The 23,781-nt window shown below is 69.1% G+C and carries 16 protein-coding genes; 5 read left to right on the top strand and 11 right to left on the bottom strand.

Going from position 1 to position 23,781, the window contains the following annotated elements; genetic code table 11:
- The 3 genes from AHIS1636_RS15600 to AHIS1636_RS15590 form a co-directional block, all read right to left on the bottom strand.
- Positions 1 to 295 (bottom strand): DUF3060 domain-containing protein (locus tag AHIS1636_RS15600; protein WP_264796762.1); only part of this gene is annotated, 295 nt, incomplete at its 3' end.
- 308 nt (positions 296 to 603) lie between these two features.
- Entirely contained in the window at positions 604 to 3,132 is a 2,529-nt protein-coding gene (locus AHIS1636_RS15595) for a Tex family protein (RefSeq protein WP_275116382.1), read from the bottom strand.
- A 5-nt stretch (positions 3,133 to 3,137) separates the two neighbouring features.
- Complete coding sequence (locus tag AHIS1636_RS15590) at positions 3,138 to 3,497, bottom strand: hypothetical protein (protein WP_264796761.1); 360 nt, start codon at positions 3,495 to 3,497, stop codon at positions 3,138 to 3,140.
- A 199-nt stretch (positions 3,498 to 3,696) separates the two neighbouring features.
- Here AHIS1636_RS15590 and AHIS1636_RS15585 point away from each other — a divergent pair, with 199 nt between their 5' ends.
- Positions 3,697 to 5,100 carry an MFS transporter gene (locus AHIS1636_RS15585; RefSeq protein ID WP_264796760.1) on the top strand — a complete coding sequence of 468 codons (1,404 nt, stop codon included), beginning with the start codon at positions 3,697 to 3,699 and terminating at the stop codon, positions 5,098 to 5,100.
- Between the two features lie 107 nt (positions 5,101 to 5,207).
- On the opposite strand, the gene AHIS1636_RS15580 is transcribed toward AHIS1636_RS15585, so the two are convergent.
- From AHIS1636_RS15580 to AHIS1636_RS15545, 8 genes are all read right to left on the bottom strand, one after another.
- Positions 5,208 to 5,471: a GlsB/YeaQ/YmgE family stress response membrane protein gene (locus AHIS1636_RS15580; protein ID WP_005275018.1), complete on the bottom strand. Its 264-nt coding sequence runs from the start codon at positions 5,469 to 5,471 to the stop codon at positions 5,208 to 5,210.
- A gap of 266 nt (positions 5,472 to 5,737) precedes the next feature.
- Positions 5,738 to 7,507 (bottom strand): acetyl/propionyl/methylcrotonyl-CoA carboxylase subunit alpha, encoded by a 1,770-nt coding sequence (locus AHIS1636_RS15575; protein WP_264796759.1) that lies wholly within the window; start codon positions 7,505 to 7,507, stop codon positions 5,738 to 5,740.
- A gap of 109 nt (positions 7,508 to 7,616) precedes the next feature.
- Entirely contained in the window at positions 7,617 to 8,303 is a 687-nt protein-coding gene (locus AHIS1636_RS15570; RefSeq protein WP_264796758.1) for a Maf family protein, read from the bottom strand.
- A gap of 377 nt (positions 8,304 to 8,680) precedes the next feature.
- Positions 8,681 to 10,105: a dicarboxylate/amino acid:cation symporter gene (locus AHIS1636_RS15565; protein ID WP_264796757.1), complete on the bottom strand. Its 1,425-nt coding sequence runs from the start codon at positions 10,103 to 10,105 to the stop codon at positions 8,681 to 8,683.
- A 276-nt stretch (positions 10,106 to 10,381) separates the two neighbouring features.
- Positions 10,382 to 12,109 carry a DUF885 domain-containing protein gene (locus AHIS1636_RS15560; protein WP_264796756.1) on the bottom strand — a complete coding sequence of 576 codons (1,728 nt, stop codon included), beginning with the start codon at positions 12,107 to 12,109 and terminating at the stop codon, positions 10,382 to 10,384.
- A gap of 172 nt (positions 12,110 to 12,281) precedes the next feature.
- A complete protein-coding gene (locus tag AHIS1636_RS15555) occupies positions 12,282 to 12,413 on the bottom strand; it encodes a hypothetical protein (RefSeq protein WP_264796755.1) in 132 nt (43 codons plus the stop codon).
- 252 nt (positions 12,414 to 12,665) lie between these two features.
- Positions 12,666 to 12,914 (bottom strand): acyl-CoA carboxylase subunit epsilon, encoded by a 249-nt coding sequence (locus AHIS1636_RS15550; protein WP_264796754.1) that lies wholly within the window; start codon positions 12,912 to 12,914, stop codon positions 12,666 to 12,668.
- A complete protein-coding gene (locus AHIS1636_RS15545) occupies positions 12,911 to 14,506 on the bottom strand; it encodes an acyl-CoA carboxylase subunit beta (RefSeq protein ID WP_264796753.1) in 1,596 nt (531 codons plus the stop codon). Before AHIS1636_RS15545 ends, AHIS1636_RS15550 begins: the two co-directional genes overlap by 4 nt.
- 249 nt (positions 14,507 to 14,755) lie before the next feature.
- Here AHIS1636_RS15545 and AHIS1636_RS15540 point away from each other — a divergent pair, with 249 nt between their 5' ends.
- The 4 genes from AHIS1636_RS15540 to AHIS1636_RS15525 all read left to right on the top strand — a co-directional run bounded on the left by AHIS1636_RS15540 (position 14,756) and on the right by AHIS1636_RS15525 (position 23,779).
- Positions 14,756 to 15,643 carry a biotin--[acetyl-CoA-carboxylase] ligase gene (locus AHIS1636_RS15540; RefSeq protein ID WP_264796752.1) on the top strand — a complete coding sequence of 296 codons (888 nt, stop codon included), beginning with the start codon at positions 14,756 to 14,758 and terminating at the stop codon, positions 15,641 to 15,643.
- 36 nt (positions 15,644 to 15,679) lie between these two features.
- Entirely contained in the window at positions 15,680 to 16,261 is a 582-nt protein-coding gene (locus AHIS1636_RS15535) for a PH domain-containing protein (protein WP_264796751.1), read from the top strand.
- Positions 16,258 to 17,400 (top strand): adenylate/guanylate cyclase domain-containing protein, encoded by a 1,143-nt coding sequence (locus AHIS1636_RS15530; protein ID WP_264796750.1) that lies wholly within the window; start codon positions 16,258 to 16,260, stop codon positions 17,398 to 17,400. Before AHIS1636_RS15535 ends, AHIS1636_RS15530 begins: the two co-directional genes overlap by 4 nt.
- A 223-nt stretch (positions 17,401 to 17,623) precedes the next feature.
- A complete protein-coding gene (locus AHIS1636_RS15525) occupies positions 17,624 to 23,779 on the top strand; it encodes an Ig-like domain-containing protein (RefSeq protein ID WP_264796749.1) in 6,156 nt (2,051 codons plus the stop codon).
- Positions 23,780 to 23,781: the final 2 nt, after the last annotated feature.

Here is a 23,781-nt window from a genome sequence, read left to right as displayed (position 1 = left end):
CATTGGCACTGCCCGCCGCGTCCACCTCGCCAACGCTGCCGAGCGTGACCGAGTTGGCGTCGCCCTCAACCTTCAGCTCGGCGGCCTCCGCGGCGTCGATGGTGTTGCCGTTGCCCGAGATGTCGAGTTCGTCCAAGGCCTCCGCTGTGACCGTGACGTTGGCGCCCATGACTTCGATCTCCTGGCAGTGGCCGGTCACCACGAGGATGACGCGGCTGGCTTCGATATCGATGCTGCCGCCATCATCGCAGTGCAGCCGGACGTCCTGCCCCTCGAGCACGATGTTGCGCTCCATGCCGCGGGTTACCACCGGGCCCGGGACGGCCCTCGCCGCGGGCGCCGCCTCCGCACGCTGCGGCTCAGGCGGCGGGGAAGGTGCCGCTGCGGGGGCTTCCAGGCGCTGCGGCTCGGCGCCGCCGGCACAGCCCGACACAAGCAGGAGCAGGGCCGCGCCGACCCATGCTCCGCGTATTCCGCACAGGATCCGATGCATCGGCCCGAGCCCCCTCCGCTGCCGCCGGGTCCGGCGGACCCGCCCAGGTACGCAACGTAGCCCCAAAAGGATGGAAAATGGCTGGGACGCGAGCCGTCCGGCCCTTGCTCCTACTTGCCCAGGCCGGCCCGGCGGAGCGCCTCGGCCATCGCGGTGTCGGCAGTTTTATTGCTGCTGCGGCGGTTGCCGCCGCCCTGCTGCGGCTGCTGGCGTCCGCCGTTGCCGCGCCGACCCTGCTGCGGTTCGCCTCCGCGGTTCCGGCCCCGGTCGCCTCCGCGGTTCCGCCCGGCGTCATCCCTGCGCTTCCCGCCCGGATCCGCGCCGGGGCGGGCGCCGTTGCGCTGGCCCTGCCGAGCGCCGCCCTCGGCGGCGGCCTCGTCGTCGAGGCGGAGGCTGAGCGAGATGCGCTTGCGGTCCGGGTCCGCTTCCAGCACCTTGACCTTGACGACCTGGCCGGACTTGACCACCTCGTGCGGGTTGGACACGAACTTGTTGGACATGGCGGAGATATGCACCAGGCCGTCCTGGTGGACTCCGACGTCCACGAAGGCGCCGAAGGCGGCCACGTTGGTCACGGTCCCTTCCAGGACCATACCGGGCTTCAGGTCGGAGATCTTTTCGACGCCCTCGGAGAAGCTCGCGGTGGTGAAGACAGGCCGCGGGTCGCGCCCGGGCTTCTCCAGTTCGGACATGATGTCCTTGACCGTTGGCAGGCCGAACTGCTCGTCGACGAACTCCTGCGGATCCAGGGCCGCCAGCGAGCCCAGCCCGCGGGGCACGTCCGCCGCAGCGGCGCCCGCGGCGGCCAGCACCTTGCGGGCGACGCCGTAGGCCTCCGGGTGGACGCTGGAGGAATCCAGCGGTTCGGCGCCGCCGGTGATCCGCAGGAAGCCGGCACACTGTTCGAAGGCCTTGGCGCCCAGCCGCGGCACCTTCTTCAGATCCGAGCGCTTGGCGAACGGTCCGTTCTCGTCGCGGTATGCCACGATGTTCCCGCTGAGCAAGGGACCCACGCCGGCCACCCGGGCCAGCAGCGCCGGCGATGCGGTGTTCACGTCCACGCCGACGGCGTTCACGCAGTCTTCGACGACGGCGTCCAGCGACCGCTCCAGCTTGTTCGCCGTGACGTCGTGCTGGTACTGGCCGACGCCGATGGACTTCGGATCAATCTTGACCAGTTCGGCCAGCGGGTCCTGCAGTCGCCGGGCGATCGATACCGCCCCGCGCAGCGAGACATCCAGTTCCGGCAGTTCCGCCGATGCCAGCGCGGAGGCGGAGTACACCGAAGCCCCGGCCTCGGACACCACGAGCTTCTGCAGTTTCTGCTTGGGCGCCATCAGCCTGATCAGCTCAGTGGCCAGCTTGTCCGTTTCGCGCGACGCCGTGCCGTTGCCGATCGCGACGAGGTCCACCTGGTGCTGTTCGCACAACCGGGCCAGCGTCGCCAGCGCGTCGTCCCACTTCTTCGCCGGGGCGTGGGGGTAGATGGTGCTGGTGGCCACCACTTTGCCGGTGCCATTGACGACGGCGACCTTCACGCCCGTGCGCAGGCCCGGGTCGAGGCCCAGGGTGGCCCGGTTGCCGGCCGGCGCGGCCAGCAGCACGTCGCGCAGGTTGGCGGCGAAGATCCGGACGGCTTCGTCCTCGGCGCCGGTGAAGAGCCGGACGCGCAGGTCGATAGCCAGCTTTACGAGGATGCGGCGCCAGCCCAGCTGCGCGGTCTGCATCAGCCACTTGTCCGCGGGCCGGCCGCGGTCGGCGACGCCGAGGGCCCGGGCGACGCTGCCCTCGAACCGGGCGCGGGCCGCGGCGTACTCCTCCTGGTCGGCGGCATCCGCTTCGGCGATGTTCAGTTCCAACACGCCTTCCTTTTCGCCGCGCAGCAGCGCCAGCACGCGGTGCGACGGCAGTTCGGAGGGCAGCTGGGCGAAGTCGAAGTAGTCGGCGAACTTCTGCCCCTCGGCCTCCATGCCTTCCCGGACCTGCGCGCGGACGCGGCCCTGCGTCCAGACCCGCTCGCGCAGTTCGCTGACCAGGTCCGCGTCCTGGCTGACGCGTTCGACCAGGATGGCGCGCGCCCCGGCCAGCGCTTCCGCCGGATCGTTGACGGCATGCTCGGGATTCAGGTAGCCGCCGGCGGCGGCTTCCGGGTCGAGGCCCGGGTCGGCCAGCAGCGCGTCGGCCAGCGGTTCGAGGCCGGCCTCGCGCGCGATCTGCGCCTTGGTCCGCCGCTTGGACTTGAAGGGCAGGTAGATGTCTTCCAGCCGGGCCTTCGTCTCGGCGGCGTTGATGCTGGCTTCCAGCTCGGCCGTCAGCTTCCCCTGCTGTGCGATGCTCTCCAGCACGCTTTGCCGGCGGTCCTCGAGCTCGCGCAGGTAGCGCAGCCGCTCTTCAAGGTCGCGCAGCTGGGCGTCGTCCAGCGTCCCCGTGACCTCTTTGCGGTAGCGGGCGATGAACGGAACGGTGGAACCGCCGTCGAGCAGTTCCACGGCCGCCTTCACCTGCCACGGCTTGACGCCGAGTTCCTCCGCTATCTGCGCGTAGATGCGCGCGGCCAGGCGGGCCGGATCGAGGGCGGGCGTTACGGAAGCGGCGGCGGGCTTCGCGTCGGGTGCGGCAGGGCGGGGCAAGTCAGTCACTGAACCTATTCTGCCGCATCGGGCGGATCCGCCGGCGGTGCGGCAGGGCGCGGGGGAGTGCCGGCGGCGTCGGGGTAGTAGAAGCCGTAATCGTCGTAGGGGTCCCGCCAAGCGGATTCGTCCCGGCTGATCCGCCGGACCGCCGACGCCGGTACCCACCGGGTCCGCGTCGAGCCGCCGGCGTCCACCCACTTGAGCTGGACGTCGGTCGGGGTCCAGGAGATGGCCTTGGCGTCCACTGTTTCGCCTGTTTCGCTGCAGACGGTTGCCCGGACGTAGGGTTCCCGGCCGTAGCGGGCGCGGCCCACCCCGGCACGCTGTCCCGGCCGTCCGCCGTCGTTCTGCGCCGCTTCTCCTGCCGCCACATCCTCAACTCTAGGCACTGTCCCGGGCGGCAAGCCCAACAACGGGCTAAGCCGGCTGGCAGCGCGGGGAGGGCAACTTAGGGGGACAATCCCGCGCGCGCCACCGCCGTCCATATTTCGAGACAGAAATCCGGATGCTGGACGCTCGGGAGTAGCATTATGGGCGATATTCATACTTTTCCATCGAAAGCAACCCCTTATGTCCACTCCAGCAACCGCTGCATCGAACGCAGCCACCGCACCCGCGAACTCGCGCGGCCGGGTCATCGTTGCGAGCCTGATCGGCACATCCGTCGAGTTCTACGACTTCTATGTCTACGCCACGGCGGCGGTCCTCGTGTTCCCCGCCCTGTTCTTCCCGAACTCGGAGGGCATCTACGCACTCCTGAGCTCCTTCGCCGTCTTCGGCGTGGCCTTCGTTGCCCGACCGCTGGGCTCCATCCTCTTCGGCCACTTCGGTGACCGGCACGGCCGCAAGGGGACGCTGGTTGCCTCCCTGCTGACGATGGGTATCGCCACCTTCCTGATCGGCTGCCTGCCCACGGCGCAGGTGACCGGCTGGGCTTTCTGGGCTCCGGCCCTGCTGGTCCTGATGCGGTTCGCCCAGGGGCTCGCGCTCGGCGGGGAGTGGAGCGGCGCCGCGCTGCTGGCCACCGAGAACGCGCCCGCCAACAAGCGCGCCATCTACGGCACGTTCCCCCAGCTCGGCGCGCCGATCGGCTTCATCATCGCCAACAGCCTGTTCCTGCTGCTGAGCATCAATCTGACGAATGACCAGTTCATGGCGTGGGGCTGGCGCATTCCGTTCCTGGCCAGCGCCATCATGGTGATCATCGGCCTGTGGGTCCGGCTGAAGCTGGTGGAAACGCCGGCGTTCCAGAAGGTTATGGACAAGGGCGAGGTCACCAAGCTTCCGCTCGGCCGCGTCTTCAAGGTCAGCTGGCGCCAGCTCATCCTGGGTACCTTCATCATGCTGGCCACCTACGTGCTCTTCTACCTGATGACCACCTTCACGCTCTCCTACGGCACCGCCGCGCGGACCCCCGAGGAAGCCGCCGCGAAGGCCGAGGCCGCGGGCAAGGCGTTCGACCCCTCCACCTTCACCGAGGGCCTGGGCTACGCCCGCAACGACTTCCTGCTGATGCTGATTGTCGGCGTGGTGTTCTTCGGCATCTTCACCCTGGTGGCCGGTCCGCTGGCGGAAAAGTTCGGCCGGAAGAAGACCCTGATCGCGGTGACGCTGGGCATCTTCGTTTTCGGCTTCCTGTGGGTGCCGCTGTTCAATGCCGGATTCCCGGGCGCCATGTTCCACCTGATCCTCGGCTTCACCCTGATGGGCCTGACCTTCGGCCCGATGGGCGCCATCCTGCCGGAGCTGTTCCCGACCAACGTCCGGTACACCGGCTCGGCCGTGGCCTACAACTTCTCCTCGATCCTGGGTGCGGCACTGGCACCGTTCGTTGCCGTGGCACTCTGGCAGGCCGCCGGCGGCAGCACCGTGCTGGTGGGCGTGTACCTCAGCGGCGCCGCCGTCCTCACGCTGGTGTCCCTGCTCCTGAGCAAGGAGACCAAGGATATGGACTACGAGGGCGTCAGCAGCTGATTCCCGCCTGACCCGGCTAGAACAGCACAAGGCCCGCAGTTCCGGTAGGGAACTGCGGGCCTTGTGCTGTTAGGGCGCGGCCGAAGCCGCGGCGGTCGGTTGAAGGGTTAGGTTGCCCGGCGCTTGGTGATGAAGCCCCAGATGACCAGGACGATCAGCGAGCCGATGATGGCCCAGAGCCAGGTGGTGAGGCTGAAGAACTCGTTCATCTCGGCGCCTGCAACCGCGCCTCCGATCCAGCCGCCCAGCAGTGCTCCGATGACACCCAGTACCAGAGTGGCGATCCAGCCACCGCCCTGGTCACCGGGCAGGATCAGCTTCGCAATTGCTCCGGCGATGAGCCCGAGGATAAGAAAAGCAAGAAATCCCATGGTGCATATCTCCTTACGGTGATAATGGCCACCGGCGGGTGCCGGTTATTTCCCTTACCAAGACCAACGGTACAACAAAGCATGCTTATTGTATGGATTTATCCTTGTGGAATTTCTGCCCAAGGCGAACACCGGGCGCGATTGCGATGTGCCGCGCGTTGAGGGCCGGCAGGGGCTCCCGGGCGGGGCTGAACCCCCGCCCGCATATGCAATGAGGCCCGCCACCTAAGAAGGGCGGCAGGCCTCGACGGCGCAGGCGTAAAGGCTCAGTCGATGATCGCGGCCAGGACGGCGCCGGCGGAAACGGTGTCGCCGGGCATGGCGCTCAAACCGGAAATGGTGCCGGCCTTGTGCGCGGTCAGCGGCTGCTCCATCTTCATGGCTTCCAGTACGACGACGAGGTCGCCTTCCGCGACCGTGTCGCCGTCGCTGACGGCGACTTTGACGATGGTGCCCTGCATGGGCGACGACAGGTCATCGCCGCTGGCCGCTCCGGCGGCCGACGCCGAGCGGCCCCGGGCACGCCGCGGCTTGCCGTTGGCCCGGGTTGGCGAGGAAGCGGCCAGGCCTGCCGGCAGCACGACCTCCAGCCGCTTGCCGCCGACCTCGACAGTGACGCGCTGGCGGTCGTCATCTTCCTGGACCGCCGGACCGCCGGCAAAGGCCGGGATGTCGTTCACGAACTCGGTTTCGATCCAGCGGGTGTGCACGCTGAACGGCTCCTCGGAGTCCGCGGGCGCGAAGTCCGGATCTGCCACCACGGCGCGGTGGAACGGCAGCACGGTGGGCAGGCCGCCGACTTCCATTTCCGCCAGGGCGCGCCGGGACCGCTCCAGGGCCTGGGTGCGGTTGGCGCCCGTGACGATGAGCTTGGCGAGCATGGAGTCGAAGTTGCCGCCGACAACCTCGCCGGCCTCGATGCCGGAGTCGACGCGCACGCCGGGGCCGGTGGGGAGCTTCAGAGTTTCCACGGTGCCCGGTGCGGGCATGAAGTTGCGGCCGGGGTCCTCGCCGTTGATGCGGAACTCGAAGGAGTGGCCGCGGATTTCCGGGTCGTCGTAGCCGAGCTCCTCGCCGCGCGCCACCCGGAACTGCTCGCGGACCAGGTCCACTCCGGCCACTTCCTCGCTGACCGTGTGCTCGACCTGGAGGCGGGTATTGACCTCGAGGAAGGAGATGGTGCCGTCCTGGCCGACCAGGAACTCGCAGGTGCCGGCGCCCTGGTAGTGGGCCTCGAGCAGGATGGCCTTGGATGCCTCGTACAGGTTGTACTCCTGCTCCGGGCTGAGGAACGGTGCCGGAGCCTCTTCGACCAGTTTCTGGTTGCGCCGCTGCAGGGAGCAGTCGCGCGTGGAGACGACGACGACGTTGCCGTGGGCATCGGCCAGGCACTGGGTTTCGACGTGGCGCGGGGCGTCGAGGAAGCGCTCCACGAAGCATTCGCCGCGGCCGAACGCCGCGGTGGCTTCGCGCACGGCGGACTCGTAGGCCTCGGGGATGTCGTCGCGGTCGCGCACGACCTTGATGCCGCGCCCGCCGCCGCCGTAGGCCGCTTTGATGGCCAGCGGGAGGCCGTAGGCGTCCGCGAATTCCAGCACCTCGGCGACGTCTTTGACCGGATCGGCCGTGCCGGCGACCAGCGGCGCGCCCACCTTCTCGGCGATGTGGCGGGCCCGCACCTTGTCACCGAGTTTGGCGATCGCTTCGGGGGAGGGGCCGATCCAGACCAGCCCGGCATCGATGACCCGGCGGGCGAATTCCGCGTTCTCGGAGAGGAACCCGTAGCCGGGGTGCACGGCGTCGGCGCCGGAGGCCCGGGCGGCGTCGAGCAGCTTCTCCATCACCAGGTAGGACTCGGCAGCGGTCTCGCCGCCGAGGGCGAAGGCCTCGTCCGCGAGCCTGACATGCAGCGCATCCCGGTCCGGCTCGGCGTACACGGCCACCGAGGCAATTCCTTCATCCCGTGCTGCCCGGATTACCCGGACGGCGATTTCACCGCGGTTGGCGATCAATACCTTGGTGATGCGCTGGGTCATTCATAGCTCCTTCTATCCTTGAGGAGCCTAGCCTGCGTTAGCGGGTATCGCCCAATAACCTCGCGGATTCTGCGCGTTGGGGCCGTATTCTTTGTAGGAGTCCTACAAATCAGCCCGCCGGCCGCGGCAGCCACAGGTCCGTGATGGCGACCTCCGCGTCCGACAGCAGCCGGCGCAGGGTTGAAACGGACAGGCCGACGACGGCATGCGGGTCCCCGTCCACCTTTTCGATGAAGGCGCCGCCGAACGAATCTATGGTGAAGGAGCCCGCCACCTGCAGCGGCTCCCCGGTGGCGATATAGGCATCGATCTCCGCCTCGCTGAGCTGGGCGAAGTAGACCCCCGCCGAGGCGATGGCCCCAACGGTAGCGCCGGTGCCGCCGTCGTTGGTGTCCTCGCCGTCCTCGTAGTCTCCTGCCGCGTCAGCGGGGACGTCACGGCAGTCGATCAGCCAGTGGCCGGTGTGCAGGACGCCGTGCCGGCCGCTCATCCGCTGCCAGCGCCTGCGGGCGACGTCCGCCTCGTAGGGCTTGCCGTACGGCTCGCCGTCCAGCTCGAAGACCGAGTCGCAGCCGAGCACCAGGGCACCCTCCGCGTCGGGGAGCGAGGCGACGGCCTCGGCCTTGGCCCGGGCCAGCAGCAGGGCGGTGTCGGCCGGATCCGTCACGCCGTAGCGGGCCGTCACGGCGTCTTCGTCTACGTCGGAGACCAGGACGGAGTGGGCGATGCCGGCATCCGTCAGCAGTTTGGTGCGGGCGGGCGAGGCGGAAGCGAGGATGAGGTGCAGTTCAGTCACGGACCAAGCCTAACGGGCGGAGGTCCGGCGCCCGAGAGGGCTGCCCCGGGGGACTGCCCGGGCGGAACCGCCCCCGGGGACCTGTGGCCGGGCCCTCGGTGCCGGAGCGGACGGGCGCACTGTTCGCCCGGCAAAAAAGTGCCCCTGGATGTTAGTTGATCTGTCAACATTCGGGTATTCCGGGCGTAACAGCACCCGCCTCGCCGTTCAGGGGCGGGTGCAGCCCAGGCCGCGGGCCGGTTCGACGTTGGGGGTCGTGCCGTACCGCTGAAACGCAGGCCCGGCCGGATGGGTCCGGCCGGGCCTGCGTTCTTATTGGGGCTGCGCGAGGGCGGCGGGGAGACTGGGCGGGGGATGCCTGCTCGCCGGGGACGGCGTCAGGCCGTGGCTGCCGCTTCCGGGCGCCGCTCCGTTGCCTCCGCTGCGGCAGTTCCGGATTCCGAAGCCTCGGTGTCGTCGCTGAACGGATCGCCGGTGCGGCGGGCATTGAACAGCGCCTCGTCCAGGATGCCCTGCCGCTTGGCCACGATGGTCGGAACCAGGGTCTGCCCGGCGACATTGACGGCCGTGCGGCCCATGTCCACGATCGGATCGACGGCGAGCAGCAGGCCGACGCCTTCCAACGGCAGGCCCAGCGTGGACAGGGTCAGCGTGAGCATCACGGTGGCGCCGGTGGTGCCCGCCGTGGCGGCGGAGCCGAGGACGGAGACGACGGCGATCAGCACGTAGTGCATGAATCCGAGTTCCACGCCGAAGAACTGCGCCACGAAGATGGCGGCGATCGCGGGGTAGATCGAGGCGCAGCCGTCCATCTTGGTGGTGGAGCCCAGCGGCACCGCGAAGGAGGCGTAGGCGCGCGGCACGCCGAGGTTGCGCTCCGTCACCCGCTGGGTCAGCGGCAGGGTGCCCATCGAGGACCGGGAGACGAAGGCCAGCTGGATGGCGGGCCAGGCGCCGGAGAACCACTGCTTGACGGACAGGCCGTGGACACGCACCAGCACCGGGTAGACCACGAAGAGCACGAGGACCAGGCCGACGTAGATGGACAGCGTGAACAGGCCCAGCGAGCCCATCGTGTCCCAGCCGTAGGTCGCCACGGCCTTGCCGATCAGGCCCACCGTACCGATGGGGGCCAGCCGGATGATCCACCAAAGCACCTTCTGGATCACGGCCAGCGCGGAGGCGTTCAGCTGCAGGAAGGGCTCGGCGGCCTTGCCGACCTTGAGCGCGGCGATGCCGACGGCGATCGAGATGACCAGGATCTGCAGCACGTTGAAGCCGAGGCTGGTGGTCAGGTCGCCGGTCTCGCCGGCCTTGATGGTGGCCTCGAGGCCGAGGAAGTTGCTCGGGAACAGGCCGGTCAGGAAGGCCCACCAATCGCCCGTGCGGCCGGTGTACTCGCCGGGCACGTCGCCGGCGGCGCTGGCGCCGGGCTGCATGATGGTGCCCAGTCCCATGCCGATGACGACCGCGATGAAGGCGGTGATGGCGAACCACAGCAGGGTGTTCCAGGCGAGCCGGGCGGCGTTGGAGACCGCGCGCAGGTTCGCGATCGAGCTGACCACGGCGGTGAAGATCAGCGGGACGACGGCGGCCTTCAGCAGCGAAATGTAGCTCGAGCCGATGGTGGTCAGGGTCTCAGTGAGCCAGTTCGGCTCGCCCGGCGCCGGTTCGCCCAGGTTCTTGGCGGCGAGGCCCAGGGCCAGGCCGGCGATGAGGGCGGCGATGATCTGGGGGCCGAAGGATGTGGCCCAGCGGGGCAGCCTGCGCCCGCTCTTCTCAGTGCTGGTTGCGGTAGTCACCCGAAGACTCTAGGAGGCGGAAAGTTAGCAGGCCAAAAGCATTGTTGCGCATTGTTACGCCGCGAACGACGGCGGTGCGCGGCTCCTGCGCCGGCGGCCGCTATCCGCGCGGGGCGGGGAAAGTTATTCCCGCTCCGGCTGTGACCAATGCCGCAGCCGGAGCGGATTCCGATGGCCGGTCCGCGGCTCGCCGACGGGTGCGGCTGCCGGTTCATCCGCTGGCCCGAAGTGGCTGGATAGGCGGTCCATTCCGGCCACTTCAGGCCAACGGTTTGGCTAGTCCCGGGCCGCCGAGTCCGCGCCGAGCAGGGCGCGGCGCAGCGTGTCCAGGCCGACGGAACCGATGTTCAGCGCCTGCGTGTGGAACGCCTTGATATCGAAGGCGGCGCCCTCGCGGCGGCGCCGCTCATCCCGGATCTGCTCCCACAGACGCTGGCCCAGCTTGTAGGAGGGGGCCTGGCCCGGCCAGCCGAGGTACCGGGTGAACTCGAAGTTCAGCTGGCCCTCGCTGATAGCGATGTTCTTCTTCAGGAACTGGTAGCCCTTCTCCGGGCTCCAGGTTCCCGATCCCCAGCGTTCCGGAACCTCGAGTTCGAGGTGGACGCCGATGTCGAAGACCACGCGGGCGGCGCGCATCCGCTGCCCGTCCAGCATGCCCATCCGGTCGCCCGGGTCGGCCAGGTAGCCCAGCTCGTCCATGAGCCGCTCGGCGTAAAGCGCCCAGCCCTCGCCGTGCCCGGACACCCAGCAGATGTTGCGCCGCCAGTTGTTGAGCAGCTCCCGGCGATAGGTCGCCGTCGCAATCTGCAGGTGATGGCCGGGGACGCCCTCGTGGTAGACGGTGGTGGTTTCCTTCCACGTGCTGAAGGTGTCCTCGCCCTCCGGTACGGACCACCACATCCGGCCGGGCCGGGCGAAGTCGTCCGAGGGGCCGGTGTAGTAGATGCCGCCCTCGTGCGTGGGGGCGATCATGCACTCGAGCCGACGCATCGGCTCCGGAATCTCGAAGTGGGTGTCCGCCAAGTCGGCGACGGCCTTGTCGGACAGCCGCTGCATCCATGCCTGCAGCGCCTCGGTGCCGTGCAGCCGGCGGGCCTCGTCGGCATCCAGCAGCGCCATGGCTTCCTCGATGGAGGCGCCGGGCTTGACCTGCGCTGCGACTGCTTCCTGCTCCGCGATGATCCGGTCAAGCTCCTCGACGCCCCAGCGGTAGGTCTCCTCAAGGTCGACGGCGGAACCGAGGAAGCGCCGGGACATCAGGGCGTAGTGCTCGCGCCCCACGGCGTCCTTTTCCGGGGCCTCCGGAAGCAGTTCGCCTTCGATCATGGCGGCGAGCCTGCGGTAAGCCTCGCGGGCCGCGCCGGCACCTTCGGCGAGGCGCTCGCGCAATTCCTGCGGAAGTTCGCCGTCGTTAGTGGACGCGGAGGCGGCGGTGGCCTGGAAGAAACCGTCCTCCGCGGCGTAGGCGGTGGCCTGCTCGATCACGGTCTTCAGCTGGCGGCGGGGCGCGATCCGTCCGCGCTTCCGGGCCTCGCGCAGCGAGCTGGCGTAGCCCGCAAGGGCATCCGGAACATGGGCCATGCGGCCGGCGATGTGGTTCCAGTCCTCGATGGTGGCCTGCGGCATCAGGTCGAAGATGGCGCGGATGTCCTGCACGGGGGAGGCGAGGTTGTTGACCTCGGCGAGATCGAGGCCGGCCTCGTGGATCTCGAGGTCGAGCCCCAGCCGTTCGCGCATTGCGTCGAGGGTGACGCGGTCGGTGTTGTCCGTGGGCTCCAGGTCTTCCAGCCGCCGCAGCGCCTCGCGGGCGCATTCCGCAAGGGCCTCGACACCGGCGGGGGAGTAGTCCGGGTATTCCGTTTCGTGCCCCGGGATGCCGAGCGACGTTGCCAGCGAGGGGTTCAGCTCCAGCAGGGTTTCCGTGTAGGCGTCGGCGACGGCGTCGATGGCCGACGGGACACGGGCGGGGATGTCCGTGGTGGGTTCTGTTGTCTGGTGAGTCACAGGCCGAGCCTACCGGCATTCGGCGGCCGCCCCGAACGGGCGGCACCCATGACGCGGCCGCGGGCGGCACATCACCTGCGGCGGTATTGGGACGCGACCGGCCTGCCGGAATCGATGGCCTCGCCCCAGTCTTCGCCGATCAGGCTGGTGCCGATAGCGGCAAGCTGGCCGACTAGCTGGCGAATGTCAGGCCCTCGTCCCGCTGCAGCTGGGAGTCGAAGCCGGAGGGCAGCCGGAACAGCAGCGCGGCGAGGGGAACCCAGGCGCGCTGTTCTTCGGGGCTGAGCCACTGCGGATCGGGCATACGAGCCACTGTAGCGAGCACTTGACCGCGATAGTGGTTCGGCTTAGGTTATTTGCAGCTGCAAATAACCGGGGCTATCGGGGGGCTCTCCGTCCTCCGCCGGCCGGAGTCCGGCACCGCGGCGCTGGGACTCCGTTCCGCCGGCCTTGGGGAGGGCCGTTTCGGGCGGCGCGGACGACCTTTCGAGGAGGCCGGCAGCACGTTGGGGGCTGCCGGCTTTCCGCGTTAAGCGACGGTCCGGCGGCTGCCTCCCTAGCGGAAAGTGTGCCGCCAGGCGCCGGGGCCGTGCGCGACGACGGGGCGCAGCAGTTCACGCCGCCGCGGGCTGCGCCGGCGCGGCTGCTCCGCCGCGGGGAGAGGCTCCGGGGACGGCTGCAGGGCCAGCACGACGGCGGTCAGCGCGGCGAGTTCCTCGGGGGTTGGATTCCCCTTGGCCACGGTGAACAGCGGGGCCGCCTCGGCGGCGGTATGGGTTTGGGCTTGGGCCTGGGTCTTGGTCATAGCGGGATGTTTCCGTGCTTCTTGTGCGGCATCGTGGCCCGCTTGTCGCGCAGCGCGCGCAGGCCGCGGACAATCTGGACCCGGGTGTCGGAAGGGGCGATGACGGCGTCGAGGTAGCCCAGTTCGGCCGCCTGGTACGGGTTGAGCAGCTCATCCTCGTACTGCGTGATGATCTCCTGCCGGCGCGCTTCGACGTCGCCGCCCTCGGCCTGGACGGCGGCGAGGTCGCGGCGGTACAGGATGTTCACCGCGCCCTGCGCGCCCATCACGCCGATCTGGGCGGTGGGCCAGGCAAGGTTGAGGTCGGCGCCGAGCTTCTTCGAACCCATGACGATGTACGCCCCGCCGTACGCCTTGCGCGTGATCACGGTGAGCTTCGGGACCGTGGCCTCGGCGTAGGCGTAGAGCAGCTTGGCGCCGCGGCGGATGATGCCGTTGAACTCCTGGTCCTTGCCGGGCAGGAAGCCGGGGACATCGACGAGCGTCAGGATGGGGATGTTGAAGGCATCGCAGTGCCGGACGAACCGCGCGGCCTTTTCCGAGGCGGCGATGTCCAGGGTTCCGGCAAACTGCATCGGCTGGTTGGCCACGATGCCCACGGTGTGGCCTTCGACCCGGCTGTAGCCGATGATGACGTTCGGCGCGTAGAGGGCCTGCAGTTCCAGGAACTGGCCGTCGTCGACGATGTGCTCGATCACGCTGCGCATGTCGTAGGGCTGGTTGGCCGAGTCGGGAATGAGGGTGTCCAGCTCGAGGTCCGCTTCCGTGGGCTCGAGCTCCTCGTCGAACGCGGTGGCCGGGGCCTCGGTGAGGTTGTTGGAGGGCAGGACGTCGAGCAGCTCGCGGACGAATTCGATGGCGTCGGCTTCATCCACCCCGAGGTAGGCGGCCGTGCCCGTCGTCGAGTTGTGCTGCCGGGCGCCGCCGAGGGTCTCCATGTCCACTTCCTCGCCGGTCACGGTCTTGATGACATCCGGGCCGGTGATGAACATGTGCGAGGTCTTGTCCACCATGACCACGAAGTCCGTCAGGGCGGGGGAGTAGGCGGCACCGCCGGCGCACGGGCCCATGATCAGCGAAATCTGCGGGATGACGCCGGACGCCGCTACGTTGTTGCGGAAGATGTCGGCGAACATCGCCAGCGAGGCCACGCCCTCCTGGATGCGGGCACCGCCGCCGTCGTTGATCCCGATGACCGGGCAGCCGTTGCGCAGCGCGAATTCCTGGACCTTCACGATCTTCTCGCCGTTGACCTGGCTCAGCGAACCGCCGTACACGGTGAAGTCCTGGCTGTAGACGGCCACCAGGCGCCCGTCCACGGTGCCGTAGCCCGAGACGACGCCGTCGCCGAGGGGCTTCTTCTTCTCCATGCCGAACGCCGTGGACCGGTGGGTGGCCAGCGCATCGAACTCGACGAACGAGCCCTCGTCGACCAGCAGGTCAATGCGCTCGCGGGCGGTGTGCTTGCCCCTGGCATGCTGCTTGTCCACCGCGTCCTGACCGGACGGCATCATCGCCTCCGCCTGGCGCCGGCGGAACTCCGCAATCTTGCCGGCGGTCGTCGAGCGGTCAAGATCGGTGTCGAGGCTCATGGGTTCTCCGGATTCTCGGGCGGGTTCTGCATTACCGGCGCAGCCGGGCGGTGGATGACCTGGCTTAAGTAGGTTTCGCACAAAAAGCAGGCCGCCGGCGGCGTCATTGCACCAAGTCTAGTGAGGAGGGCGGCGGTACCGGCTGTAGTTATCCTACAATTTCGGCTGCCGACATTTTCCGCAAGCCGTCCCGGATTCTGCCGCGTCGCCCCGGTGGAGAATGCCCCGGCTCTGCGTAGGATGGATGACATGAGCCAGAGCTTTTCCGATGTTGACCGCCCGGCGCTGGATTATGAGGGTCTCACCGATGCGCTCTGTGCCCCGCTGGGCCCGTACCGGCGCCTCGAACTGGTGGAGTCCACCGGCTCGACCAACAGCGACCTCGCGCAGAAGGCCGCCGCCGACAAGGTGGGCTGGTCGGACCTGAGCGTCCTGGCGGCCGAGGAGCAGACCGCCGGCAAGGGCCGGCTGGACCGCGAGTGGACCGCCCCGCCCCGCTCTTCGGTGATTGTGAGCGTGCTGCTGCGCCCGTTCAACCACGCCGGCAACCCGGTCCCGACCCAGAGCTACGCCTGGTTCTCGCTCCTGGCCGCGATGTCGCTGGCCGAGGCGCTGGGCGAGTACGCCAAGCTGGACGCCGCGGTGAAATGGCCCAACGACGTGATGGTCGGCGGCAAGAAGATCTCCGGCATCCTCGCCCAGATCGCGAGCTACGGGGATGCCTCGCCGCCCGCCGTCGTTATTGGCACCGGACTCAACGTCACGATGAGTGCCGAAGACCTGCCCGTGCCGACGGCGACGTCGGTGGCGCTGGAGAAGGGCGCGACGACGGACCGCAACATCCTGCTCATGTCCTACCTGCGGATTTTCGCCCAGCGGTACCGCCAGTTCTGCGACGTGAACGGGGACCCCAAGGCGCAGTGGAGTGACGGAACCAGCCTGCTCAGCCGGCTCCAGCGGGTGATGTCGACGCTGGGGCAGCAGGTGCGCGCGCAGTTGCCGCAGGGGCGGGAGATCGTCGGCGAAGCCTTCGGCCTGGACAGCTTCGGCGCCCTGAAGGTACGCGAAGCGGACGGTACCGAACATGTGGTGGCGGCGGGCGACGTCGTCCACCTGCGGCCGCTCGAAGGGTCCTGATTTGCCCCCAATCACCAACCGGCTCCGGGGGCCGCGGTGCGGCTGAAGCTGGATCCGGGAGAGCGCGTCATCGTGCTGGCCCGGCCGCAGGCGCGCCGCTTGTTCTGGCCGTTCATGCTGATGCTGGTGGTGCTCGGCGCCGCGGGCTTCGGGCTCGGCTGGCTCAGCCGCGCAGGCCTGCCGGAGTGGATCACGCCCTGGCAGCCGGTGCTGCGCGCCGCGGTGCTGGTGGCGGCGGCGCTCCTGGTGCTGCGGGCGTGCGTCGTGCCGCTGCTGCGCTGGTTGTCCACCCGCTACCTGCTGACCAGCCGGCGGCTGGTTGTCCGGCGCGGCTGGGGACGGCGCAGCGAGCAGCAGGTGCTGCTGGCGGCCATCTACTCGGTGCGCATCGAGCAGGACCTGATCCAGCGCATCCTGCGCAGCGGCCGGCTGGACGCGGACCTGGGCTACGGCAGGTTCTGGCGCCTGCCGGACGTGCCGGAGGTGGCCCGCTTCCGGGCGCTGGTGGTCCGGGCGATCGAAGACCTGCCCCGGACGGAATTCCCTGGCGGGTTCGATGGAGAAGACATGGAAAGATGGCAGCAGGCCGAGTACGGCGAGGAAGGAAAAGCGGGATGACCAGTAGCGAGCACCATGAGCCGGAGCCGCTGACCCTGTCCATGCCGCGGATTGTGCCCCAGGCGGAGGTCGAGGCGGCGCAGGACGCGGTCCGCGAGGATCCGAACCCGGCCAAGGTGGACCGCGAGGCCATCCGTGCCCTGGAGCGCCGGCTGCTCGGCTCGGAACGGACCATGCGCCGCCGCGAGGTGGCCGCCGGCGCCGGTGTGTCGCTGCTCTCGGCGCGCAAGCTGTGGCGGGCACTGGGCTTCCCGAACCTCGGCGACGAGGACGTGGCCTTCACCCAGGCGGACCTCGAGGCGCTGACCACCATCATCGACCTGGTCCGGGAGGAGCGGCTGACCGAGGAGGCGGCGATCTCCATCACCCGGTCCATCGGCCAGATGACGGACCGGATGGTCGTCTGGCAGGTCGAGGCGCTGGTGGAGGAAATGGTGCACCAGCTGGGCATCACCGACGCCGAGGCCCGCAAGCGGCTGGTCACCGAGCTGCCCGACCTGATCGAGCCGCTGGAGAAGGTGCTGCTGTATTCCTGGCGGCGGCAGCTGAACGCCGGCGTGGCGCGGCTGACCGTGCGCGCGGAGGCGGGGCTGGGCGCCGCGGGGGAGCATGACGACGATTCCCTGCCGTTGCTGCGCGCGGTGGGGTTCGCGGACCTCGTCTCCTACACCAGCCTGTCCCGCCAGATGAACGAGAAGACGCTGGCCCAGCTGGTGCAGCGCTTCGAGAACCGCTGCGCCGAGATCATCTCGGTCGGCGGCGGCCGCCTGGTCAAGACCGTCGGTGACGAAGTCCTCTACCTCGCCTCGACCCCGCAGGCCGGGGCGGAAATCTCCCTCGCGCTGGCCAAGGCGATGGCGGACGATGACCTGCTGCCCTCGGCGCGCGTCGGCATGGTGTGGGGCGGGATCGTCTCCCGCCTCGGCGACATCTACGGACCCACCGTCAACCTCGCATCGCGGCTGACCTCGCTGGCCGAGCCCGGCACCGTGCTCGTGGATTCCACCACGGCCGCCACGCTCGCCGGGGACGAGCGCTTTGTCCTGATGCCGCAGAAAGTGCGGACCATCCGCGGCTTCGGCGAAATCCATCCGGTGACCGTGGCGCACGGCCGGGGCACCGGCCTCGTGGTGGACTGACTCCGGCGCGGCATACGCCGGGCGCGTGCGCTCGGCATAACCCGGGCGCGTGCGCCTGGCGCTGCGCTGGCTCAAGGCGCCGCCGATGGGCAGTTGTCCCCATCTGCGGCGGTTTACCGGCGCGGGTGAAACGTGAAATAGTCGTAGGCGGATCACTCACCACCATCGCGCCGTGCGGGCCCATCCGGCAGCCGGGCGACAAAGGCAGCACACAGGGAAATATATGGCTTGGGGCAGCGGACTCTTTGGGCAAGGCCGGCGGAAGCGGGCACTGGTTTCGACGACGACGTTTTCCGTGGCCAGCGCCCTGGTGGTGGGAGGGGCGCTCTTCTACGAGGGCTTTCCCACGGCGGATGTGGACCTGAACGACGGCGGTGTCTGGGTCACGAACAACGGCGCCGGCCTGGTGGGCCACCTCAACTATCAGTCGAAGACCCTCGACGGGGGCTTCGTGGCGAACAGCGCCGGCTTCGACGTCCTCCAGGACAAATCCACCGTATTCATGGAAAACCTGGACCAGGCCATGCTGTCCCCGGTGGACGTGGCCGAGATGTCCAGGGAGGCCGAGCAGCAGCTTCCGGGCAGCGCCGACGTGGCGTTCGGCCAGGAGCAGATTGCGATTACGGACAAGGTCAAGGGCCAGGTCTTCGTCAGCGCCGCAGCCGACCTCGGGTCCTTCAGCGAGGAAACCGCTGAACCGGTGCTGACCGGCGCCAAGGGCGCGGTGGCCACGGTGGCCCCGGACGACACGGTCGTCGTCGCGAACCCGCAGGCCAACGAGGTCTACACCTACCGCGTCAACGAAGAGGGCGTGCCGGAACAGGTGGGCAAGGACGGCGCCGAGAACCTCGATAAGGCCGGCGACCTGCAGATCGCTGCGGTGGGCGATAAGGCCGTGGTGCTGGACGCCGAGTCCGGCACGGTGTTCCTGCCCGGCGGCAAGACGGCCACGCTGGGCGACGTCCGCGGCGCGAAGCTGCAGCAGTCCGGCGAGGCCAGCGGATTCGCGGCCATCGCCACCGAAACGGAACTGATCACGCAGCCGCTCGACGGTTCCGACGCGACCCGGACGAGCCTAAAGGCTCCCGGAGTGCCCGCCGCTCCGGTCCAGCTGGACGGTTGCCTGCACGCGGCGTGGGCCGGCTCGGCGCACTACATCCGCGACTGCGAGCTCCCCTCCGACGACCTGGCGCAGGAGATCAAGGGGATCGGCTCCAACGCCGAGCTGGTGTTCCGGGTGAACCGCGACGTCGTCGTCCTCAATGACGTGAACGCCGGCAACGTCTGGCTGGTGCTGGAGAACATGCAGCTGGTGGACAACTGGAGCGACCTGATTCCCCCGGAGCAGGAAAGCGAAGAAGAGGACGAGGATTCGGCGGACGAGAATCCGATCAACACCCTGCCGGACCGCACCAAGGAGAACCGGCCGCCGGTGGCACAGGACGATACGTTCGGCGTGCGGGCCGGGCGGACCACGACGCTGGCGATCCTGGACAACGACTCCGATCCCGACGGCGATGTGCTGACCGCCTCGCTGGCCGGAGACCAGCCCCCGGTCGGCGAGGTGCAGAGTATTTACGACAAGACCGGCCTGCAGATCGTGGTGGACGCCGGGGCGTCGCCGGGCCGGCATAGCTTCAAGTACGAGGTCAACGACGGCCGCGGCGGCAAGGACACCGCCACCGCCACGATCACCGTGCGCGCCGACGGCAGCAACGAGCCGCCGCAGGCCAAGCGCAAGACCACGATCCTGCTGGAGCAGGGCAAGGAAATCAGCCAGAACATCCTCACGGACTGGCAGGACCCGGACGGCGACGACCTGTTCCTGGTCGGCGCGGAGAACACGGCGGACGGGGACCTGGTGCGGACCCGGCCGGACGGGCTCCTGACCTTCCAGGACGTGGGGAAGACCGCCGGCAAGAAGAAGGTTGCCGTCCAGGTCTCCGACGGCACGGACACGGTGGACGGCGAAATCACGGTCGACGTCCGCCCGCCCGGGGCGCTGGCGCCGGTTGCCAACGCTGACCACTTCTTCACCACCGCCGGCCAGCAGATCCAGATCACTCCGCTGAAGAACGACCTCGATCCCAACGGCGGCCGGCTGCGCCTCGCGAAGGCGGACGGCGCGGGCAAGGCCGAGGTGGTGCCGGACTACGACGCCGGGACCATCAAGTTCACTTCCGATACGCCGGGCACCTACTACCTCACCTATGTGGTGACCAACGGCCCGGCCAGCTCGACGGGCCTGGCGCGGGTCGACGTCGGCGCTTCCGCCAGCGATGGCGCGCCGGTGGCGGTACGGGACGTCGCCATGCTGCCGCAGAACGGCCAGGTGCTGGTGGACGTGCTGGCCAACGACGCCGATCCGGCGGGCGGCGTGCTCGTGGTCCAGGGTGTGGAGACCGACTCCGGCGACGCCGTGAGCGTCGAGGTGCTCAACCACAACATCCTGCGGATTACCGACGTCAAGGGGCTCAACCAGCAGCTCAGCATCAAGTACACCGTGTCCAACGGCTTTGCCTCGACGACCGGCGAGGTCAGCGTCGTGTCCGTCAAGGGCCCGGACAAACTGCTGCCGCCGCAGGCGGAGAACGACACGGCGACGGTGCGGGCCGGAGACGTGGTGACCGTGGACGTGCTGGGCAACGACACACATCCCAACGGCGACGACATCACCCTGGTACCGGAGCTGGCCGAGACGGTGGATAAGGCGGACGGCGAAATCTTCACGTCCGAGAGCGCGGTGCGCTTCATCGCGGGACCGACGGCGAAGACCGTCTATGCGGTGTACGAAGTGGTGGATTCCGCCGGCCAGAAGGATTCCGCCGAGCTGCGGATCAACATCCTGCCGCGCGACGATGAGTCCAATTCGCAGCCGGCGCCGAAGAACCTGGAGGCGCGCGTGATCGCCGGGTCGACGGTGCGGATTCCCGTGCCGCTGGACGGCATCGACCCGGACGGGGATTCGGTCTTCCTGCACGGGATCGGCCGTGCGGCGGAACAGGGCGCGGCGGTAGCCGGGCCCAACTACATCGACTACACGGCGTCGGCGACGGGCGCCGGCACGGACTCCTTCACCTATGTGGTGAAGGACCGCCTGGGGGCCGAGAACACCGGCACGGTCCTGGTCGGGATCGCGCCGAAGGCGGAAACCAACCAGAACCCCGTGGCGCTGGACGACGGCATTGTCATCCGGCCGGGCCGGGCCGTCGCCGTGGACGTACTGAAGAACGACTCGGACCCCGACGGGGACCTGCTGAGGCTGGACGGCAACCGCGTGGTCGGCGAGCCCCGGTCGCTGGAAGCGTCCGCGGACAAGGGCCGGATCCGGTTCACCACGCCTGACGAGGAAGGCACCGTCAACGTGCGCTATACCGTCGGCGACGGCCGCGGCGGCACCGCCGTGGGAACGGTTACCGCCCAGGTCCGCCGGGATGCGCCGCTGCTGGCGCCGGTGGCCCGGGACGACCGGGTGGAGCCGGCAGAGACGAAGGGCCGGACCGCGCTCGACGTGCCGGTGCTGGAGAACGACGAGGACCCGGACGGCGTGGCCGAGGAAATGGACGTGCTGGTCAACGGCAACTACCCGACGGCGTCCGTCACGGCGGGCGGGGAGCTGCGGGTTGAGCTCACGGAGAGCGCACAGCTGATTCCCTACACAGTGCGGGACGTGGACGGGCTGCAGGCGACGGCCGTGGCATGGGTCCCGGCGCTGGGCGAGCAGTACCCGACGTTGTCGGATACGACCCCGGTGGACGTCGTGGCGGGCGAGGAAGTCACGATCGACCTCGACGACCGGGTCGAGGTGCGGGACGGCCGCACGCCCCGGATCACCGAGGTGGAGAAGGTCCGGGCGATCGGCACCGCCGACCGTGAGTGGGTGGCCGGCGATTCGACGCTGCGTTATGCAGCCGCCGAAGACTACGCCGGGCGCGGTTCCATCACGTTCGAGGTGACGGACGGTTCCGGGCCGGACGATCCGGAGGGCCTGAAATCGACACTGACCGTGATGACCAACGTGATCCCGGGCCCCGAGAAGAACATTGCGCCGGAGTTCACCACCGGCGCGGTCGAGGTCGCCAAGGGCGAGGACGCGGTGTCGTACGACCTGCGGCCGCTGGCGACGGACGCCAACCCGGAGGACGCGGGGAAGCTGGAGTTTGCGCTGGAGGGCGGGGCTCCCGAAGGGTTCGACGTGAGCCTGGACGGGAGCGTGCTGCGCGTGTCGGCGGACGCCGAGGTGGAGACCGGAGCCTCCGGAGCGGTCAACGTCTCCGTGACGGACGGACGTTCGGACAAGGTCATGAGCCGGGTGGCCGTCTCTGCCCTGGCATCGACCAGGCCGCTGCCGGTGGCGAACGACGACGAGGTGCCGGAGGCCGTGCAGGGCGAGCCTGTCACGGTGCCGGTACTGGCCAACGACGTGAACCCGTTCCCGGAAACCCCGTTGGAGATCGTGAGCGCCACCGCGGGAGCGGGAGGTACCGCGCGCGTGGACGGGGACGCCGTCGTCGTTACTCCCGGCGCGGACTTCTCCGGCACGATGACCGTGGAGTACACGGTGCAGGACAAGACGGGGGAGGGCTCACGGCAGGCGACCGGGACCGTGTCGCTGGTGGTGAGAGGGCGGCCCGAGGCGCCGACCACGCCGCTGGTGGATTCGGTCCGCGACGAGACCGTGGTGCTTTCCTGGGGCGCACCGCCGGACAACGGTGAGCCGATCACGGCCTACCGCGTCACCGGGACCGGCGGCTTCAGCCAGGAATGCCGCAGCACCACCTGCACGCTGACCGGGCTGGTCAACGACCGCGAATACACCTTCAGAGTCGTCGCCGTGAACGCCGTGGGGGAGTCCGATGCGTCGGCCGAATCCGCGGTCGCGCGGCCGGACGTCCGGCCGGAGACCCCGGGAGCCCCGCAGCTGAAGTTCGGCGACAAGTCGCTGGACGTCTCGTGGAAGCCGCCGGTCAATAACGGATCCGCCATCGAGTCCTACACTTTGGAGATTTCGCCGGCGCCGCCGACCGGGCAGCTGCAGAAGACCGGCCTGACGGGCACCTCCTACACGTGGGAGGGCCTGGAGAACGGGCAGGCCTACACGGTTCGGGTCCAGGCGCACAACAAGGCGCCGGAGCCGAGTGAATTCAGCGCCTACTCGGCCGCCGAGGTTCCGGCCGGCCCACCCGCCGCGGTCGCCGCGCCGACCACCGAACGGGTGGAGTCCGTCGGGAACCAGAGCCAGCTCAAGGTCAGTTGGGCCGCCCCGGACAACAACGGCGGCGAGATCAACGACTACACCGTGCGGGAGTACCAGGGCGGAAACCTGAAGCGCACCCTTCCGCCCGTCAACGGGACCTCGCAGACCATCACGGCGCCGAACTCGGAGACGGACTACACCTACACCGTCACGGCCCGGAACAAGGCCGGCGACGGAGAGGCCAGCCCGCAGTCCAACGCGCGCCGGGCCGTCGGCGCGCCGGAGGCCCCGTCGTCGGTCTCGCTGAAGGAGGCGAACACCGGCGGCGCCGGACGTTCCGTGACCATCAGCTTCAACCAGCTGACGGCAGCACAGCGCAATGGCGCCCGAGCCGGCGAGGTCAGCTACCGAGCCACGTTCAGCGACGGCCGCTCCATGGCCATCAACAGCGGCCAGACCGTCTCCGGTTTCGCCAACGGCACCAACGTCACCGCGCAGGTCACGGCCGTGGCCAACAGTGACGGGGCGTCCTACAACAGCGCCCCCAGCGCGCGCTCCAACGCAGCCAAGCCGTACGGCGCGCCCGGGACCCCTAACGTGTCCGGCCAGAACGGCGCCGCGGAGCAGAAGCGGCTGACCTTCAGCTGGTCCGCGCCGAACACGAGCACCCACGACGTGAAGCAGATCCAGATCCGGATCGACGGCGGCGGCTGGCAGAACGTCGCCAACAGCGGCAGCCGCACCGTCAACACCAACGGCTACAGCGAGCAGCATAAAATCGAGGCCCGCTCGATCAACTCGCGCGGCGATAACGGGACGATCGCGTCCGCGACGGCCCGCAGCGGTAGTGCGCCGCCGCCTGCGCCGCCGAAGAAAACCCAGTGGGACCTGGTGGTTGGCGGCGCCGGCACGCAGCTCGAGTCCCGGTCCTGCATGGAGGCGGCCAACGGATCCAGCGACAACTACGGTGGACCAGGCAGCTGCTCGGGTGACCACTGGACCTACCCGGGCAACAACATCACGGCGACGTGCTACGTTGTCTGGCCCAGCGGCAACTGGTACAAGCAGGTCTCGGGCACGCGCAGCATCAATAACGGGCTCGTGGTCAAGGGCATCCATGTGAAGGAGCCGGGCGGCAGCCACGTCGGCAGCAGGGCACCGAGCGGTATGCCCAGGTGCTAGAT

This window comes from Arthrobacter mangrovi (genome assembly GCF_026011795.1).
Taxonomy (GTDB): Bacteria; Actinomycetota; Actinomycetes; order Actinomycetales; family Micrococcaceae; genus Crystallibacter; species Crystallibacter mangrovi.
The sequence above is the reverse complement of the archived record's forward strand: the minus strand, read 5'-3'. Positions and strand labels throughout refer to the sequence as shown.